The sequence below is a fragment of the Burkholderia sp. AU4i genome (assembly GCF_000466765.1).
Lineage (GTDB): Bacteria > Pseudomonadota > Gammaproteobacteria > Burkholderiales > Burkholderiaceae > Burkholderia > Burkholderia cepacia.
In genome coordinates, this window is sequence record NZ_ASSI01000102.1 from 1 (window position 1) to 17,566 (window position 17,566).

Here is a 17,566-nt window from a genome sequence, read left to right on the forward strand (position 1 = left end):
CGCACCTGACCTTGAAGGATGCAAACGTGCCGGTGAACGTGAACCTGCGCACGTATGCGGGGCCGGAAGGTCGTTTCTGCCCGGCGGCGGTGTACGAGTTCGTGAAGAACGACGATGGCAGCGATCGCCTCGTGATCAACGCGCAGAACTGCGTGCACTGCAAGACCTGCGACATCAAGGACCCGACGCAGAATATCGTGTGGGTCACGCCGGAAGGCGGTGGCGGGCCGAATTACCCGAACATGTAATCCGCCACGACGCGCCGCCGCGAGCGGCGCGTTTTTGCCGGTCGCCACAAACGAAACGGGGCGCTGCCTGAAGCAGCGCCCCGTTTTGCATTCCCAATGGCGAGACGTGCCGCGCCCCGCCCGTTTGCGTCAGGTCGCGCTACCGGCGATCTTCGGCGTCGACGTCTCGACGTCCCCGCACTGCGCGCGATGGCGCAGCGCATGATCGATCAGCACCAGTGCGAGCATCGACTCGGCGATCGGCGTCGCACGGATGCCGACGCACGGATCGTGGCGGCCGAACGTTTCCACCGTCGCCTCGTCGCCCGCCTTCGTGATCGAACGGCGCGGCGTACGGATGCTCGACGTCGGCTTGATCGCGATCGACACGGTGATGTCCTGCCCCGTCGAAATCCCGCCGAGCACGCCGCCCGCATGGTTGCCGACGAAACCGCCCGGCGTCAGCTCGTCGCCGTGCATCGAGCCGCGCTGCGCGACGCTGTCGAAACCCGCACCGATCTCGACGCCCTTCACCGCGTTGATGCTCATCATCGCCTTCGCGATGTCCGCATCGAGACGGTCGAACACCGGCTCGCCCCAGCCGACCGGCACGCCCGACGCGACGACGTCGATGCGCGCGCCGATCGAATCGCCATCCTTGCGCAGTGCATCCATGTACGCCTCGAGCTCCGGCACGACCGCCGCATTCGGCGAGAAGAACGGATTCTCGTGCACGTGCGACCAGTCGACGAACGGCACGTCGATTTCGCCAAGGCCGCTCATGTAGCCGCGCACCTCGACGCCGAAGCGCTCGCGCAGCCACTTCTTCGCGACCGCACCCGCGCCGACGATCGGTGCGGTCAGGCGCGCGGACGAACGGCCGCCGCCGCGGTAGTCGCGGATGCCGTATTTCTGCCAGTAGGTGTAGTCGGCGTGGCCGGGACGGAACGTCTCGACGATGTTGCCGTAGTCCTTGCTGCGCTGGTCGGTGTTGCGGATCAGCAGTGCGATCGGCGTACCGGTCGTCACGCCTTCGAACACGCCCGACAGGATCTCGACCTGGTCAGCCTCCTGCCGTTGCGTCACGTGACGCGACGTGCCCGGCTTGCGGCGATCGAGTTCGACCTGGATGTCGGCTTCGGTCAGCCCCATTCCCGGCGGGCAGCCGTCGATCACGCAACCGATCGCGGGACCGTGCGATTCGCCGAAGGTCGTGACAGTGAAAAGCGTGCCGAGGGTATTGCCGGACATGATGGAACCGCCCAAAGAGAAATGGGCAAACCGATGCGCTGCCCGGGCGCGGGCAGATCGATCGTTTGCCGGTCGAGAAAAGAGGTAAGCCGCTATTATGCCAGCCGTCCCGCGCCCGCGGGCCGCAGGCCGCATGAAAGGCAGCCCGGACGCACGAAACGTGCGCGCGGCCCGGCTTGTGCGGCACAAGCCCGTCCGGCCCGGTTGCAGCCGAACGCATCCGGACAGGCGCCCGCCTACTTCCGCGCGCCGCGCAGTTCGGTTACCGCGGCCTGCAGCGACTCGGGCGTCGCGACCGATGCCGGGACCGGCTCGCCGACCGCCAGCGTCAGCCGGCTCATCACGCCGCGCTTGATGGGTCGCGGCATCCGCGCATCGGAATGCCGCGAAAAATAGCTGCCCCACAGCCCGCGCAGCGCCATCGGAATCACGGGTGCCGGCGTGCGGCCCAGGATCTCGGTGATGCCGTGGTGGAACGTGTTGATGTCACCCGTCTTGGTCAGCTTGCCCTCGGGGAAGATGCACACGAGTTCGCCGTCCTTCAGCGCGGCCTCACATGCGTCGTACGCGCGCGCGAGCATCGCGGGATCCTCGTGGCGCGGCGCGATCGGGATCGCCTTCGCATGCCGGAATACCCAGCTCGCGAAGCGCGTCTTGAAGATCCGGTGATCCATCACGAAACGGATCGGGCGCGGGCTCGCGGCGGCCAGCACGAGCGCATCGACGTAGCTGACGTGGTTGCACACGAGCACGGCCGCGCCTTCCGCCGGAATCCGCTCCGCGTGCACGAGACGAATCCGGTAGAACGTGTGGACGAGCACCCACGCGACGAAGCGGAGCAGGAACTCCGGCACGAGCAGATAGATATAGGCCGCGACGATCACGTTCAACAGCGCGGTGACGAGGAACAGCCCCGGGATGTCGACGCCGGCCTTGGTCAGCCCCATCGCCATCACGGCCGACAGGATCATGAACAGCGCGTTCAGGATGTTGTTCGCGGCGATGATCCGCGCGCGGTGCGTCGGCGCGCTGCGGCTCTGGATCAGCGCGTACAGCGGCACGCTGTAGAAGCCGCCGAACATCGCGAGCAGGAACAGGTCCGCCAGGATGCGCCAGTGGCGCGCGCCGGCCAGGAATTCGCCGACCGACAGCAGATGGCCGGGCGACGGCAGCGCGCGGCTCGCGAAATACAGCTCGATCGCGAACACGCTGATGCCGATCGAGCCGAGCGGCACGAGGCCGATCTCGACGCGCCGCTGCGACAGCCGTTCGCACAGCAGCGATCCGAGGCCGATACCGACCGAGAACGTCGCGAGCAGGACCGTGACGACGTCAGGGCTCGCCGACAGCACGTCCTTCGCGAAATTGAAGAACGACGTGAGGAACGTCGCGCCGACGAACCACAGCCACGAGATGCCGAGCAGGCTCAGGAACACAGTGCGGTTCTGGCGTGCGAGCCCGAGGTTGCGCCAGGTCTCGCTGACCGGATTCCAGTTGATCACGAGATCGGGCTGCGGCGCCGGCGTGGAAGGCACGCGCTGCGCGACGAGACGCCCCGCGATCGCGATGACGAGCACGCTCACCGCGAGCACGCGCTCGCCGGCACCTTCGATGCCCGCGGCCGCGCCGCCGATGATCGTGCCGATCAGGATCGCGATGAACGTGCCCATCTCGACGAGGCCGTTGCCGCCGACCAGCTCATGCTCGCCGAGATGCTGCGGCAGGTACGAATACTTGACGGGCCCGAACAGCGTCGAGTGCATCCCCATCATGAACGTGCACAGATACAGCAGCGGCGCGCTGTGCATGACGAAGCCCGCCGCGCCGACCAGCATCAGCACGATCTCGAAGGTCTTCACGAAACGCGTGAGGGTCGCCTTGTCGTACTTGTCGGCGATCTGGCCGGACGTCGCCGAGAACAGCACGAACGGCAGGATGAAGATCGCGGAAATCAGGAAGGCCGCCGTCTTCGCATCGACACCGGCGAATCGCGCGGTGTGATAGGTGACGAGCGACGTGAAGCCGATCTTGAAGACGTTGTCGTTCAGCGCACCGAGGAACTGGGTCGTGAAGAACGGCGCGAAACGGCGCTCGCGCAGCAGGTCGAACTGCGACGCGTGCGCGTGCCGTTCGTCGCGCCGCCTGGAAGTGGCTTGCGTTTGATCGCTCATGCGAAATACGCGCGCGCCGTCTGGGCGACGCTGCGCGGGCCTTGTGTGGTCATTGGAAAAACGGCGGCGCAGGACAAGCCTGCGCCGCCGCGTGCCGGGTGGCGGCGCCCGCGCATGACGGCGACGGGCGCGGCGTGGTTCACGACTTGTGCGCTTCGGCTTCCGATTCCGGCCAGTCGCGGATGTACGCCTTCAGCATGCGGTTCTCGAAGCTCTGCGCCTCGACGACCGTCTTCGCGACGTCGTAGAACGAAATGACGCCCATCAGCACCTTCTTGTCGAGCACCGGCATATAGCGCGCATGGCGCTCGAGCATCATCCGGCGCACTTCGTTGACATCCGTTTCCGGCGTGCACGTGAGCGGCTCGTCCATCACCTTGCGCACCTGCACGTCGCCAATCGCACCGCCGTTCACGTGCAGGCGCAGGATGATCTCGCGGAACGTCAGCATCCCGACGAGATCGCCGTACTCCATCACGACGAGCGAGCCGATGTCGTGCTCGGCCATCGTGTCGACCGCTTCGCGCAGCGGCTTGTCGGGCGTCACCGTAAACAGCGTGTTGCCCTTTACTTTCAGAATATCGCTGACGCGCATCGTAGTCCCCTCATGCTTGAATGCAAAACCTCTTTCGATCCTATCGGAAAGCCTGTCAAAAGGAAAGCGCGGGCCCGTGCGGCGGGCCGCCGCCCCGCTTGCGGAAGCCGGCCGCCGGCAGCACAATGGCCCCATGAACAGCGGCCCGAGGAGACGGCCATGGCGCATACGCATACGGAGCAATTCGCCAGCTTCGCTGATTTCTACCCGTATTACCTGAACGAACACCAGAACCTGACGTCGCGGCGGCTGCACTTCGTCGGCTCGCTCGGCGTGATCGGCTGCGTCGCGATGGCGATCGCGACCGGCGACTGGCTGTGGCTGCCGGCGGCGATCGTCTGCGGCTACGGGTTCGCGTGGGTCGGACACTTCTTCTTCGAGAAGAACCGCCCGGCCACGTTCCGGCACCCGATCTACAGCCTGATGGGCGACTGGGTGATGTTCAAGGACATCTGCACCGGCAAGATCCCGCTGTAACGGCCAGGCACCGCGCTCACGCGGGCCGCGGCGGCCGCGCGTGCGGGTCGGGCACGCCGCCCGGCGCCGGCCCCGGGACACCCGCCGCTTGTGCGCCGGCCGGCCGATGCGCGGCGATCAGCGACGCGAGCGACACGTCGAAGCGATCGCTCGACAGCACCGCGAGCAGCGCCGCGCCATCGACATGGCTGCGGCGTCGCTGCAACTGGTAGGTCAGCTCCGTGCGGTCGATCACCAGCACGTCGAACAACTGCGCGAGCGTCAGCTGCTCCGGGTTCGCGAGCAGGATGTAGCGCGGCGTGGTCTCGCCGCCGCCGTCCAGCCGCGCGATCCATTCCCGCTCCTCCATCGTCGTCAGCAGGCGCTGCGCGGTTTCCATGTCGCAGCGCAGCATGGTCGCGAGCCGCATCGCCGTGTAGCCGCGCTTGCCGGCCGTGCGCGCTTCGGCCAGGCGCGCGAGCATTTCCAGTGCGTCGAGCAGGTCGCTGCCCGGATAGTGGATGCGGTGGAACTGGCCGACGCGGATCGCCGGCAGTGCGGAGGCCACCATCGCGCCGAGCAGCGCGATGAACCAGCTCAGGTACACCCATAACAGGAACACGGGCAACGCCGCGAACGCACCGTATACGGCCGTATAGGTCGGAATGCGCCGCACGTAGTAGCCGAAACCGCGCTTCGCGAGCTCGAACGCAATTGCCGCGAACAGCCCGCCGATCACCGCATCGCGCCACGCGACCGTGCAGTTCGGCAGGTACACGTACAGCAGCGTGAACGCGAGCACCGCCAGCGGCAGCGACACGAGCGCCAGCAGCCATTCGACGATCGACGTGGACGACCCGGCGCCGGTAAACGCGAGCGACTGCGTGAACAGGTACGACGAGATCGACAGGCTGACACCGAACAACAGCGGGCCCAGCGTGATCAGCGCCCAGTACGCGAGCACGCGCTGCGCGAACGGTCGCGGCTTGCGTACCCGCCAGATCAGGTTGAACGCCGACTCGATCGTCATCATCGTCATCACCGATGTGACGACGAGCACGATCAGGCCGGCCGTCGTCAGCCCCTTGGCCTTCGACGCGAACTGGTTCAGGTACTTGAATATCTGGACGTTGAACTGCGCGGGCATCAGGTGATCCGCGAGGAATCCCTGCAGCGAGATCTGGAACGACGCGAACATCGGGAACGCGGTGAACAGCGCGAACGCGACCGTCACGAGCGGCACGAGGGCCAGCATCGTCGTGAACGTCAGGCTGCCCGCCACTTGCGGGATGCGATCCTCGGCGCTGCGCCGGGCCGCGAACTGCGCCAGGCGCTTGAGGGTGTCGAGATCGACGCTCAACTTCGGCAAACGGCTTCTCCTTCTTGATACCGCGCGCCCGGTGGCGCGCCGCCGCCGCGCTGCGCGACGGCTTCAGCCCCTATAATAGCCGCTCGATTCCAGCAGGGGCCGACTGCACCGGGCACGCGCGCGGCCGCACGCGGTTCCGTCGTCCATGAAAGACATCCTCGTTCTCTATTACAGCCGTCACGGCGCCACGCGCGATCTGGCGCTCGCGATCGCGAACGGCATCGACAGCGTGCCGGGCATGCAGGCCCGCATCCGCACCGTGCCGCCCGTGTCGACCGTCTGCGAAGCCACCGCCCCCGACATTCCCGCCGACGGCCCGCCGTACGCGGAACTGCGCGATCTCGAGGAATGCGCGGGCCTCGCGCTCGGCTCGCCGACCCGCTTCGGCAACATGGCCGCGTCGCTCAAGTATTTCCTCGACGGCACCACGCCGCAATGGTTGTCGGGTGCGCTGACCGGCAAGCCGGCATGCGTGTTCACGTCGACGGGCAGCCTGCACGGCGGCCAGGAATCGACGTTGCTGTCGATGATGCTGCCGCTGCTTCATCACGGCATGATGATCGTCGGGATCCCGTACACGGAATCCGCACTCAGCACGACGCGTACCGGCGGCACGCCGTACGGCGCCTCTCACGTCGCGCAGCACGACCGCTCGGCCGCCGGCGGGCTGTCGGCAGACGAAAAGGCGCTCGCGGCCGCGCTCGGCGTGCGGCTCGCCCGCGCGGCGGCGGCCCTCTCCAGCGCCCGGGCCGCCGAGGCCGCATGAACGCCCCCGCCCGTCCCGCCGTCACTGCCCGGCCGCGCTACGCGCTGATTGCCGCCGCATGCCTCGTCGCGCTGATCGCGCTGTCGCTCGCGTGGGAGCTGCGGCTCGCGCCGCTGCGCCCGGGCGGCTCCGCGCTGATGCTCAAGGCGATACCGCTCGCGCTCGCGCTGCCCGGCGTCTGGCGGCGTAACATCTATACGATGCAGTGGGCGAGCATGCTGATCCTCGTCTATTTCGCCGAAGGCGTCGTGCGCGGCATGTCCGATCGCGGGCTGTCCGCGACGCTCGGCTGGTGCGAAACCGCGCTCGCCGTCGGTTTCTTCGTGACGGCGCTGGCATACGTCGCGCCGTTCAAGCGCGCGGCGAAAAAGTCGCGCGCCGCGTCCTGAACCTTACGCGACAAGGTGATGATGTCCTCCGAAGCTTTCGTTTCCGCGTGCCGCGATGCGATCGGCGCCGATCATGTGCTGACCGACCCGCACGATACCGAACCGTTCCTGACCGACTGGCGCCGCCGCTACAAGGGTGCCGCGTGCGCGGTGCTGAAACCCGCGAACACGGCCGAGGTCGCCGCCCTCGTCAAGCTGGCCAACGCACACGGCATCGCACTCGTGCCGCAAGGCGGCAACACCGGCCTTGCCGGCGGCGCCACGCCCGACGCGAGCGGCAGCCAGGCCGTGTTGAGCGTCGCGCGCCTGAACCGCGTGCGCGCGCTCGATCCGCACAACAACACGATCACCGTCGAAGCCGGCGTGATTCTCGCCGACGTGCAGGCACGTGCCCGCGAAGGCGGCCGGCTGTTCGCGCTGAGCCTCGCGGCGGAAGGCAGCTGCACGATCGGCGGCAACCTGTCGACCAATGCCGGCGGCACCGCGGTGCTGCGCTACGGGAACGCGCGCGAGCTGTGCCTCGGGCTCGAGGTGGTGACGCCGCAGGGCGAGATCTGGGACGGCCTGCGCGGACTGCGCAAGGACAACACGGGCTACGACCTGCGCGACCTGTTCATCGGCGCGGAAGGCACGCTCGGGATCATCACGGCGGCCGTGATGAAGCTGCATCCGCTGCCGGCCGCGCAGGTCACGGCACTCGCCGCGCTCGAATCGCCGCACGCGGCGCTCGATTTCCTCGCGCTCGCGCAGCGCGCGGCCGGGCCGCTCCTGACCGGCTTCGAGCTGATGTCGGATTTCTGCATGCAGCTGGTCGGCAAGCACTACCCGCAACTGCGCTACCCGTTCGCGCAGACGCACGCGCAAACGGTGCTGCTCGAACTGTCCGACAACGAAAGCGAAGCGCATGCGCGCGCGCTGTTCGAGAAACTGATGGAGGAAGCGTTCGAGGCCGGGCTCGTGGTCGACGCGGTGGTCGCGGAGAATCTCGCGCAATCGCGCGCGTTCTGGGATCTGCGCGAGCACATCCCGCTCGCACAGGCCGACGAGGGGCTCAACATCAAGCACGACATCGCGGTGCCGATTTCGTCGATCGCGCGCTTCATCGACGAAACCGACGCAGCGATCCAGCAGGCCGCGCCGGGCGCGCGGATGGTCACGTTCGGCCATCTCGGCGACGGCAACCTCCACTACAACGTGCAGATGCCCGAAGGCGGCGATCCGAAGGCGTTCCTCGCCGCGTTCCAGGCGCCGATCAACCGGATCGTCTACGACAACGTGCACCGCCACCACGGCACGATCAGCGCGGAGCACGGGATCGGCCAGCTGAAGATCGACGACGCGCAGCGCTACAAGTCCCCGGTCGAAACGACGCTGATGCGCACGCTGAAGACCGCGCTCGACCCGCGCGGCCTGATGAATCCCGGCAAGGTCCTGCGCTGAAGCCGCCCACTCCGGAGCCCCGCCCGTGAAAATCCGCGTCCTGTCCGACCTGCACCTCGAAAGCAACCAGCCCGACGCGATCGCGCATGCCGACGCGGATCTCGTCGTGCTGGCCGGCGACATCCACAATCACGCGGAAGGCCTGCGCTGGGCGGCCGAAACGTTCGATCCCGCGGTACCGGTGATCTACGTGCCAGGTAACCACGAGTACTACGACGGGGAATTCGGCGCGCTGGAGACGGCGATGCGCGACGCGGCGCAGGCGCTCGACAACGTGCATTACCTGAACAACGACGTCTACGTCGATCCCGGGCAGCGGTTCCGCGTGCTCGGCACGACGCTCTGGGCCGATTTTTCGCTGTTCGGTACCGACGAAGCCAGCCTCGCGGGTGCAATCGACGCCGGGCTGCGCGTGATGCTCGATTTCAAGGGCTTGATCCAGGTGACCTGGCCGCATGACGCGGCGCTGCATGCGGCGCCGGGCACGCCGGAACGGGATTTCTCGCCGGCCGACGCGATCGCGCTGCATCGACGCAGCCGCGCATGGCTGGAAACGCAACTCGCGGCGCCGTTCGCGGGCCGGACCATCGTCGTGACCCATCATGCGCCGCACCGGCGCTCGCTGGCGCAGCGCTACGCGGACGATCTTGCATCGGCGGGATTCGTCACGGACATGGCGGAACTCGTGCAGCCGCCGGTGGATCTGTGGCTCCACGGCCACACGCATACGTCATTCGACTATGTGGCGGACGGTGGCACACGCGTGGTATGCAATCCGCGCGGCTACATCCACCGGCGCACCGGCGAACGGGAAAATACCGCGTGCACGTGGGACAAGGTCGTCGAGCTCGGCTGAACGCCGGCCCGCCCGGCCGCATTGCGCGACCTTTTTGCGCGACCTTTTCGCCCCGGAGCGTGACCGCGGATCAGCGGCCGGGGCGGCGCGGCTCGCGCACCCGTACCGGCACCGGCTTCATCTGCGCCTTCGCCTTCATCGCGCGCAGCAGGTCGCGGGTCGCCGCGGCGGCGGCCGCCGCGCCCAGCAGGACTCCAAGGCCGATCATCAGGTGCGTATCCATCGCTACTCCGGGGTTGCGTATCTCGTTAATTCCCACAGTATCAAACTGTCTGACACGCGTTCGTAAAAAAATGTTGCGTGAAGGACAAATCTCGTCAGATCGCGGCCAACCGCGCGGTCATGTCGCACGCGTGTACTGTTCGAGCGCGGCTTCGTCGGCTGCCAGCGTGGCCGGCAACTCGTCGCGCAGGAAATCGACCCAGGTACGGATTTTCGCGTCGAGGTACTGACGCGACGGATACAGCGCGTAGATGTTCATCACGTGCGACCGGTATTCCGGCATCACGCGCACGATGTGCCCGCTGCGCAACCAGCCGAGCGCCGAATAGAGCGGCAGGCCGCCGATCCCCATCCCTTCGCGCACGGCCACGGCGAGCGCCTCGGCGACGTTCACGCGAAACGGCGGCGCCGTGATCGGGACAACTTCGTCGCCGTTCGGCCCCGCCAGTGCCCATTCGTCGAACTGAAAGCCCGGCGCGACCATCCCGAGGCATACGTGCTGCGCGAGATCCGCGGGCCGCTGCGGCACGCCGTTCGCCTCGACGTAGCCGCGCGACGCGCACACCACGCTGTAGCTCTCGCCGAGCCGCTGCGACACGAGCCCCGAATCCGGCAGGTCGCGGCCGACGACGATCGCGACGTCGTAGCCCTCGTCGAGCAGGTCGGGCATCCGCTGCGCGAGCGTCAGCTCGACGTGCACGTCCGGGTAGCGCTCGCGATAACGCGCGATGGCCGGCACCAGGTAGTGCTGGCCGAGGCTCGTGAAGCAATGCACCTTCAGCTTGCCCGACGGGCGCGCGTGCGCGTCGCCCGCCTCGGCTTCGGCCTGGTCGACATACGCGAGGATCTGCTCGCAGCGCTGCAGGTAGCGCTCGCCGGCTTCGGTCAGTGCGATCCGGCGCGTCGTCCGGTTCAGAAGGCGCGTGCGCAGGTGCGCCTCGAGATCCGAGACCGCGCGCGACGCGTAGGCAGTGGTCGAATTCATCTGCTGGGCGGCCGCGGTAAAGCTTCCCGCGTCGACCACGCGGACGAATACCCGCATGTTTTGTAACGTATCCATCCCATTACCCGTTTGAATCCGGACGGATTGTTGCACAGAGGCGAACAAGTATTGTCTCAGGATTCGTAAAAATGACTTGCACCCTTGTCCGTATATTCAGGAATCGCTGAAAAATATAATCGCATCCGACTCATCTATATCCGAAAGGGAGAAAATCGTGCAGTCTCCGGCGACAAAAGGGACGCTCGCACTGGCGGTTCTTGCAGTCTCATTAATAATGGCCGGGTGCGCGAGCATGGGCGACAACAAGCCGCAGTCGGCCAGCATCGAAGCGAACGCGCTCGATGCCGGCGCGGCGATCCGCGCGGCCGACCGTGACGCGGGCTGGCCCGCGGCCGACTGGTGGCGCGCCTACCGCGATCCGCAGCTCGACACGTGGATTGCTGCCGCGCAGGCCGGCAACCCGACGCTCGCGGCCGCCGAGGCCCGCGTGCGCGAAGCGCAGGCGATGGCGCGCGTGGCCCGCTCGGCCGAGTTGCCGCAGATCAACGGCAACCTCTCGCTGATGCGCCAGCACTGGCCGGACAACGTCTATTACGGCCCCGGCCCGCTCGCGAACACCGATACCTGGAACAACACCGGCACGCTCGGCCTGTCCTACCACCTCGACCTGTGGGGCAAGGACAAGAACGCGACCGAGCGCGCGCTCGACACCGCGCACGCGACCGCCGCCGACGCACGCGCGGCGAAGCTCGAACTCGAAGTCAACGTCGTGCGCGCGTACGTCGGCATGTCGATGAACTACGCGCTGCTCGACCTCGCGCACGAAACGTTCGAACGCCAGCGCTCGCTCGCCGATCTCGCGCGCAAGCGGCTGCAGGCTGGCCTCGGCACGCAGCTCGAGGTGAGCCAGGCGGAATCGACGCTGCCCGACTATGAGCGCCAGATCGACAGCTACGAGGAAGCGATCCAGCTCGCGCGGCACCAGCTCGCCGCACTGGCCGGCAAGGGCCCGGGCGCCGGCGATGCGATCCAGCGGCCTCGGCTGTCGCTCGACGCACCGGCCGGCTTGCCGTCGGCGATGCCGGCCGACCTGCTCGGCCGCCGCCCCGACGTCGTCGCGGCACGCTGGACGGTCGACGCGCAGGCGCGCGGCATCGACGTCGCGAAGGCTTCGTTCTACCCGAACATCGATCTGCTCGCGACGGTCGGCGGCTTCGGCGTGACCGCGCCGTTCACCGACTTCCTGCGCGCGATGAACGGCGGCTGGACGGCCGGCCCCGCGCTGTCGCTGCCGATCTTCGAAGGCGGCCGGCTGCGCGCGCAGCTCGGCGCGGCGAATGCCGGCTACGACCAGGCGGTCGAGCAATACAACCAGACGATCGTCGGCGCGCTCAAGGACATCGCCGACCAGGTCGTGCGGATCCGTTCGCTCGATACGCAGAAGAAGGACGCCGCGCGCTCGGTGGCCGCCAACGACCGCAGCTATCAGCTGTCGCGCGAAGGCTTCCGCCGCGGGCTGACCGACTACGTCAACGTGCTGGTCGCGCAGCAGCAATTGTTGCGCGCGCAGGAAACGGCCGCCCGCATCGATGCGGAACGCCTCGCCGCGCACGCTCAGTTGATGGCCGCGCTTGGCGGCGGCGTCGAGACGGGCACGGACGTGCCTCCGTCGGGCAGCCATCCGTCGCATGGCGAATCCGCCGCGGGCGCAGCCGCGCCGGCCGCCGCGTCGGGTGCGAAACCCGTGGCAGCCGCCGCCCGGCCCGCGCAGGTCGCGGCCGCCGGTGCGTCCGGCGTGCCGGCCGCACGGTAACCCGGAGCGACGCCATGTCAGCCTCCTCCCCCCTCTCCCCGACCGCCGGCGGTCCGTTCGCGGCCTGGTATGCCGCGTTCGGCGACTGGGCCCGCACCGACGGCGCCGCGTGGCTCTACCTGTTCAAGGCGCTGCTCGCGGCCTTCATCGCGCTCGGCGTGTCGATGCGGCTCGACCTGCCGGCGCCGAAAACGGCAATGACGACCGTCTTCATCGTGATGCAGCCGCAAAGCGGCGCCGTGCTCGCGAAAAGCTTCTACCGGGTCGCCGGCACGATTTTCGGGCTCATCGCGACGCTCACGTTCGTCGGACTGTTCCCGCAGCAGCCGCAGCTGTTCCTGCTGGCGATCGCCCTGTGGATCGCGCTGTGCACCGCCGGCGCCGCGCGCAACCGCAACTTCCGCAGTTACGGCTTCCTGCTCGCCGGTTATACGACCGCGCTGATCGGCCTGCCTGCGTCGCAACACCCGGATGGCGCATTCATGAGCGCGATGACGCGGGTCTCCGAAGTCATCATCGGGATCGTGTCGGCCGGCGTCGTCAGTGCGCTCGTGTTTCCGCGGTATACGGGCGAGCAGATGCGCACGACGGTGCGCAAGCGCTTCGGCAGCTTCGTCGACTACGTCGCGTCGGCGCTGTCGGGCCAGCTCGACCGCGCGCACATCGAGACCATCCATACGCGCTTCGTCGCCGACGTGGTCGGCTTCGAGGCCGCGCGCAGCATGGCCGTGTTCGAGGATCCGGACACGCGCATGCGCAGCGGCCGCCTCGCGCGGCTGAACAGCGAGTTCATGAGCGCGTCGAGCCGCTTTCACGCGCTGCACCAGCTGATGAACCGGCTGCACGCGGGCGGCGCGCAGGCGGCGATCGACGCGATCGAGCCGTATTTCCGCGAGATCGCGCCGCTGCTCACGCGCGATGGCGAACCCGTGCGCACGTCGATCGACGCCGCGCACTCGGCCGAGCAGCTGCTCGCGTGGCGCGACGCGCTGCCGCGCCGGATCCGCGCGACGCGCGCGGAACTCGAAACGCAGCCCGACTTCCCGCTGCTCGACTTCGATACCGCCGCCGAACTGCTGTACCGCTTCATCACCGACCTGCAGGAATACGCGGCGACCTATGCGTCGCTCGCGACCGCGACGCACGAGCGCGAACGCTGGATCGAACGCTACGAGCCGCGCACCAACAAAACGGCCGCCACGATCGCGGGGATCCGCACCGCGACGGTGATTCTCGCGCTCGGCTGGTTCTGGATCGAGACCGCGTGGCCGAGCGGCGTGATGCTGGTGCTGAACGCCGCGGCGACCTGCGCGCTCGCGTCGTCGGCGCCGCGCCCGACCGCGATGGCCGCGCAGATGGGGATGGGCACGGCGCTGGCCGTTTGCACCGGCTTCCTGCTGACGTTCGGCATCTACCCGCGGATCGACGGCTTCGTCCTGCTGTGCGCGGCGCTCGCGCCGTTGCTCGCGATCGGCATCTACATGACGCTGAAGCCGAAGCTCGCGGGCTACGGCGCGGGCTATCTGATCTTCTTCTGCTTCCTCGCCGGCCCCGACAGCATCACGCACTACGATCCGACGAGCTTCATGAACGACGCGCTCGCGCTCCTGTTGTCGATGCTCGTATCGGCGATCGCGTTCGCCGTGCTGTTCCCGCCGACCGCGCCGTGGCTCAAGAAACGCCTGTTCGCCGACCTGCGTCACCAGGCCGTCGCGGCCTGCCACGCGCGGCTCGCCGGACTGCGCACGCGCTTCGAGAGCGGCGCGCGCGACCTGATGTACCAGGCGCACACGCTGTCGGCCGACCAGCCCGACGTGCAGCGCGACGCGCTGCGCTGGATGTTCGCGGTGCTCGAAACCGGGAATGCGGCCATCGACCTGCGCCACGAGCTGGCAACGCTGCCGTCCGACCCGCGCTACGCGCCGACGACGCCGTGGCGCCGCGCGATCGAGACGATGCGCGCCGCGCTGTCGTCGCTGTTCGCGCGGCCGGACGCCGAACGTTTCGATGCAACGCTCGCCGCGGTGAACGATGCGATCGACGCGACCCGGCAGACGCTCGACGCATTCACGCCGACGCGCGACGAACGCCACCGGCTGCAGCGCATCCTGAGCCATCTGCATTTCGTGCGCACGGCACTGCTCGATCCCGAATCGCCGCTCGCCGCGCTCAACCGCAACCGCCCCGTGCGTCCCCAACCAGGAGCCTCGTCATGATGCCGCGTGAAATCGCGATTCTCGATGCCTACATGCCCACGGTGGTGCTGATGTTCGTCCTCGGCGCGCTCGCGACCTGGGCCGTCGACCGCCTGCTCGCCTATACGGGCCTCTACCGTCTCGTCTGGCACCCGTCGCTGTTCCGGGCCTGCCTCCTCGTCTGCATTTGCGGCGGACTGAGTCTTGCCGTTTACCGTTGATTCCGAACCATCATGATTCTCAGAAAACTCTTCGGCTTCGTCGCGACCGCCGTCATCCTTCTCGTCGCGATCCTGATCGGGCGCTCGCTGTGGGTGCACTACATGGACGATCCGTGGACGCGCGACGGGCGCGTGCGCGCCGAGATCGTCAACGTCGCGCCGGACGTGTCGGGCGCGATCGTCGAACTGCCCGTGCATGACAACCAGCTCGTGAAAAAGGGCGACCTGATCATGCAGATCGACCCTTCGCACTACCAGATCGCGGTCGAGCAGGCGCAGGCGGCCGTCGCCGCCCGCCGCGCGGAACTGCAGATGCGCCGCGACGATGCGGCGCGCCGCGCGGATCTCGATGCGCTCGTCGTGTCGAAGGAAAACCGCGAGAACGCCGCGCACAGTGCGTCGAGCGCCGATGCGCAGTACCAGCAGGCGATCGCCGCGCTCGATGCCGCGAAGCTCAACCTCGAGCGCACGCGCGTCGTCGCGCCGGTCGACGGCTACATCACGAACCTGCAGACGTTCAAGGGCAACTATGCAGTGGCCGGCCAGGCGAAGCTCGCGATCGTCGACAGCCACTCGTTCTGGGTCTACGGCTACTTCGAGGAAACCAAGCTGCCGCGCGTGAAGATCGGCGCGCCGGCCGAAATGCGGCTGATGAGCGGCGGCGTGATGAAGGGCCACGTCGAAAGCATCTCGCGCGGCATCTACGATCGCGACAACCCGCAAAGCCGCGACCTCGTCGCGGACGTGAACCCGACCTTCAACTGGGTGCGCCTCGCGCAGCGCGTGCCGGTGCGCATCAGGATCGACGAAGTGCCGGCCGACGTGGTGCTGTCGGCGGGTACGACCTGCACGGTCATCATCGATCCGGACAAGCAGAAGAAGTCGTAACGTCTGAACGGTCGGCAGCGCTCAGGCCGCGATACGAAAGCGCCCGACCAGCGACTTCAATGCCTGCGCCTGCTCGTCGAGCGCATTCGCCGCGGCGGCCGCCTGCTCGACGAGCGCCGCGTTCTGCTGGGTGCCGGCGTCCATCTGCGTGACCGCGCGGCCGATCTCGTCGATGCCCGCGCTCTGCTCGTCCGATGCGGCGGAAATTTCACCGATGATGTCGGTCACGCGCTTGACCGCCCGAACGACGTCGTCCATCGTGCGGCCCGCATCGTGCGCGAGCGCCGCACCGTTCGCGACTCGCTCGACCGATGCGCCGATCAGCGCGCGGATCTCCTTCGCCGCGGTCGCCGCGCGCTGCGCGAGCAGGCGGACTTCACCCGCGACCACTGAGAAGCCACGCCCCTGCTCGCCCGCGCGGGCGGCCTCGACCGCCGCGTTCAACGCGAGAATGTTGGTCTGGAACGCGATCCCCTCGATCGTGCCGATGATCTCGCGGATGTTCTTCGCGCTGTCGTCGATCTCGCTCATCGTCGCGACGACGCGCCCGACGACTTCCCCGCCCGTCTCCGCAACGGCCGAAGCATTGGCCGCGAGCGCGCTCGCCTGCCGCGCGTTCTCGGCGTTCTGCCGTACGGTCGACGTGAGCTGCTCCATGCTGGCCGCGGTGCGCTCGAGCGCGACGGCCTGCTGCTCGGTGCGCCTGGACAGATCGAGATTGCCGGTGGAAATCTCGCCCGACGCGGCCGCGATCGCCTCGGCGCTGACGGCAATCTCGCCGACGGTCGCCGCGAGCCCCGTCTGCATCTCGGCCAGCGCACGCACCATGCTGTCGCGGTCGTGCCGGCCCAGCGTAATTGGTCGCGTCAGGTCGCCGCGCGCGATGTCCGCGGCAATCGCCTTCGCATGCGCGGGCTCACCCCCGAGCTGCGACGCGAGACGGCGCACGACGCGCTCCGCGATGACGATCGCGAGCACGATCAGCGCAACCGTCATCGCCGCGATCATCGCGAACGACGACGAGAAAATGGTGGCGGACGCATCGAGAGTCGCCTTCGACTTCGCGCCGCGTGTCTTCACGAGTTCGGCGACCAGTTTTTCGAGCTTGCCGGTTTCGACCAGCAGCGACACGTCCTGCGTGCCGACCTGCCAGCTCATCTGCGACAGGTCGAGCGGCTGTGCCCGCACGAGCGCGACGAAATCGCGCAGATGCGCGCTCCACGCGCCGACCGCCGTCGAGAATGCGCGCAGCCGCGCCGAATCGTCGACGTCGGCCGGATCCGCGTAGCGCTGCAGCGTGCCGAGCGCCTGGCCGATCGACGCGAGCCCCGCGCCCACCTCGGCGCCCAGCTCGTCGCGTTCCTTCGCGGTGGTCGCGGTCAGCAGCATCTTCTGGGCACGGCTCGCGCGCAGCACTTCGGCCCGAACCTCCTCGGCCGCGCGGCTCGCGACGTGACCCTGCTCGTAGACGGACGCGATCGACGCATTCAGCCGGCTGATCTGCCAGAGCGAAAACATGCCGATCGCCAGCGTGCCGGCGAGCAGGATCGCGAATGCGGCGCGCAACGTCGCCTTGACGGTCCACGGCCGGCGCTCGCGACGCGCCGCCCGCGGGCGCCGGGCGGCGCGACCGGCGGCGACGTCGGGGGCGGCGGCGACCGCACCGGGCTGTGGACGCAAAGATGCTGCTTTCATCGATATATC

The 17,566-nt window shown here is 68.1% G+C and carries 17 protein-coding genes; 10 read left to right on the forward strand and 7 right to left on the reverse strand.

Translation table 11 applies throughout. The features are described from left to right. Nucleotides 1-248 (forward strand): 4Fe-4S dicluster domain-containing protein (locus L810_RS23435; protein ID WP_042975802.1); only part of this gene is annotated, 248 nt, incomplete at its 5' end. A gap of 129 nt (nucleotides 249-377) precedes the next feature. On the opposite strand, the gene aroC is transcribed toward L810_RS23435, so the two are convergent. The 3 genes from aroC to L810_RS23450 all read right to left on the reverse strand — a co-directional run bounded on the left by aroC (nucleotide 378) and on the right by L810_RS23450 (nucleotide 4,244). Then, nucleotides 378-1,478 carry a chorismate synthase gene (aroC, locus tag L810_RS23440; RefSeq protein WP_021160805.1) on the reverse strand — a complete coding sequence of 367 codons (1,101 nt, stop codon included), beginning with the start codon at nucleotides 1,476-1,478 and terminating at the stop codon, nucleotides 378-380. Between the two features lie 236 nt (nucleotides 1,479-1,714). After that, a complete protein-coding gene (locus tag L810_RS23445) occupies nucleotides 1,715-3,649 on the reverse strand; it encodes an MFS transporter (RefSeq protein ID WP_021160806.1) in 1,935 nt (644 codons plus the stop codon). Between the two features lie 139 nt (nucleotides 3,650-3,788). Further along, nucleotides 3,789-4,244, reverse strand: a complete 456-nt coding sequence (locus tag L810_RS23450; RefSeq protein WP_006755543.1) for a CBS domain-containing protein — start codon at nucleotides 4,242-4,244, stop codon at nucleotides 3,789-3,791. Between the two features lie 159 nt (nucleotides 4,245-4,403). Between L810_RS23450 and L810_RS23455 the strand changes: the two genes are divergently transcribed. Next, nucleotides 4,404-4,721 carry an Mpo1-like protein gene (locus L810_RS23455; RefSeq protein WP_021160807.1) on the forward strand — a complete coding sequence of 106 codons (318 nt, stop codon included), beginning with the start codon at nucleotides 4,404-4,406 and terminating at the stop codon, nucleotides 4,719-4,721. 16 nt (nucleotides 4,722-4,737) lie between these two features. Here the strand turns inward: L810_RS23455 and L810_RS23460 are convergent, their stop codons facing one another. Continuing rightward, nucleotides 4,738-6,069, reverse strand: coding sequence for a YihY family inner membrane protein (locus L810_RS23460; protein ID WP_021160808.1), 1,332 nt, complete (start codon nucleotides 6,067-6,069; stop codon nucleotides 4,738-4,740). A 145-nt stretch (nucleotides 6,070-6,214) separates the two neighbouring features. Between L810_RS23460 and wrbA the strand changes: the two genes are divergently transcribed. Genes wrbA through L810_RS23480 form a run of 4 tightly spaced genes read left to right on the forward strand, consistent with a single transcriptional unit; the run spans nucleotide 6,215 to nucleotide 9,520 of the window. Beyond that, entirely contained in the window at nucleotides 6,215-6,835 is a 621-nt protein-coding gene (gene wrbA / locus L810_RS23465; protein ID WP_021160809.1) for an NAD(P)H:quinone oxidoreductase, read from the forward strand. Next, entirely contained in the window at nucleotides 6,832-7,224 is a 393-nt protein-coding gene (locus L810_RS23470; protein ID WP_021160810.1) for a DUF2069 domain-containing protein, read from the forward strand. The genes wrbA and L810_RS23470 overlap by 4 nt, the downstream gene beginning before the upstream one ends. 18 nt (nucleotides 7,225-7,242) lie before the next feature. Continuing rightward, nucleotides 7,243-8,664, forward strand: a complete 1,422-nt coding sequence (locus tag L810_RS23475) for an FAD-binding oxidoreductase (protein ID WP_027787719.1) — start codon at nucleotides 7,243-7,245, stop codon at nucleotides 8,662-8,664. A gap of 25 nt (nucleotides 8,665-8,689) precedes the next feature. Then, entirely contained in the window at nucleotides 8,690-9,520 is an 831-nt protein-coding gene (locus tag L810_RS23480; protein WP_021160812.1) for a metallophosphoesterase, read from the forward strand. Nucleotides 9,521-9,590: 70 nt separating this feature from the next. Here the strand turns inward: L810_RS23480 and L810_RS48500 are convergent, their stop codons facing one another. Continuing rightward, nucleotides 9,591-9,743 (reverse strand): hypothetical protein, encoded by a 153-nt coding sequence (locus L810_RS48500; RefSeq protein WP_006476208.1) that lies wholly within the window; start codon nucleotides 9,741-9,743, stop codon nucleotides 9,591-9,593. A 117-nt stretch (nucleotides 9,744-9,860) separates the two neighbouring features. After that, nucleotides 9,861-10,802 (reverse strand): LysR family transcriptional regulator, encoded by a 942-nt coding sequence (locus L810_RS23485; protein WP_042975805.1) that lies wholly within the window; start codon nucleotides 10,800-10,802, stop codon nucleotides 9,861-9,863. Nucleotides 10,803-10,959: 157 nt separating this feature from the next. Between L810_RS23485 and L810_RS23490 the strand changes: the two genes are divergently transcribed. Genes L810_RS23490 through L810_RS23505 form a run of 4 tightly spaced genes read left to right on the forward strand, consistent with a single transcriptional unit; the run spans nucleotide 10,960 to nucleotide 15,862 of the window. Then, on the forward strand, nucleotides 10,960-12,558 hold the full coding sequence (locus tag L810_RS23490) for an efflux transporter outer membrane subunit (RefSeq protein WP_081712894.1): 1,599 nt from the start codon (nucleotides 10,960-10,962) through the stop codon (nucleotides 12,556-12,558). Nucleotides 12,559-12,572: 14 nt separating this feature from the next. Next, nucleotides 12,573-14,774, forward strand: a complete 2,202-nt coding sequence (locus tag L810_RS23495) for an FUSC family protein (RefSeq protein ID WP_042975807.1) — start codon at nucleotides 12,573-12,575, stop codon at nucleotides 14,772-14,774. Further along, nucleotides 14,771-14,974 (forward strand): DUF1656 domain-containing protein, encoded by a 204-nt coding sequence (locus L810_RS23500; protein WP_011351756.1) that lies wholly within the window; start codon nucleotides 14,771-14,773, stop codon nucleotides 14,972-14,974. The genes L810_RS23495 and L810_RS23500 overlap by 4 nt, the downstream gene beginning before the upstream one ends. Before the next feature lie 12 nt (nucleotides 14,975-14,986). Beyond that, nucleotides 14,987-15,862, forward strand: coding sequence for an efflux RND transporter periplasmic adaptor subunit (locus tag L810_RS23505; protein WP_014897260.1), 876 nt, complete (start codon nucleotides 14,987-14,989; stop codon nucleotides 15,860-15,862). A gap of 21 nt (nucleotides 15,863-15,883) precedes the next feature. Here L810_RS23505 and L810_RS23510 read toward each other — a convergent pair whose 3' ends face one another. Further along, nucleotides 15,884-17,557 (reverse strand): methyl-accepting chemotaxis protein, encoded by a 1,674-nt coding sequence (locus tag L810_RS23510; RefSeq protein ID WP_021160814.1) that lies wholly within the window; start codon nucleotides 17,555-17,557, stop codon nucleotides 15,884-15,886. Nucleotides 17,558-17,566: the final 9 nt, after the last annotated feature.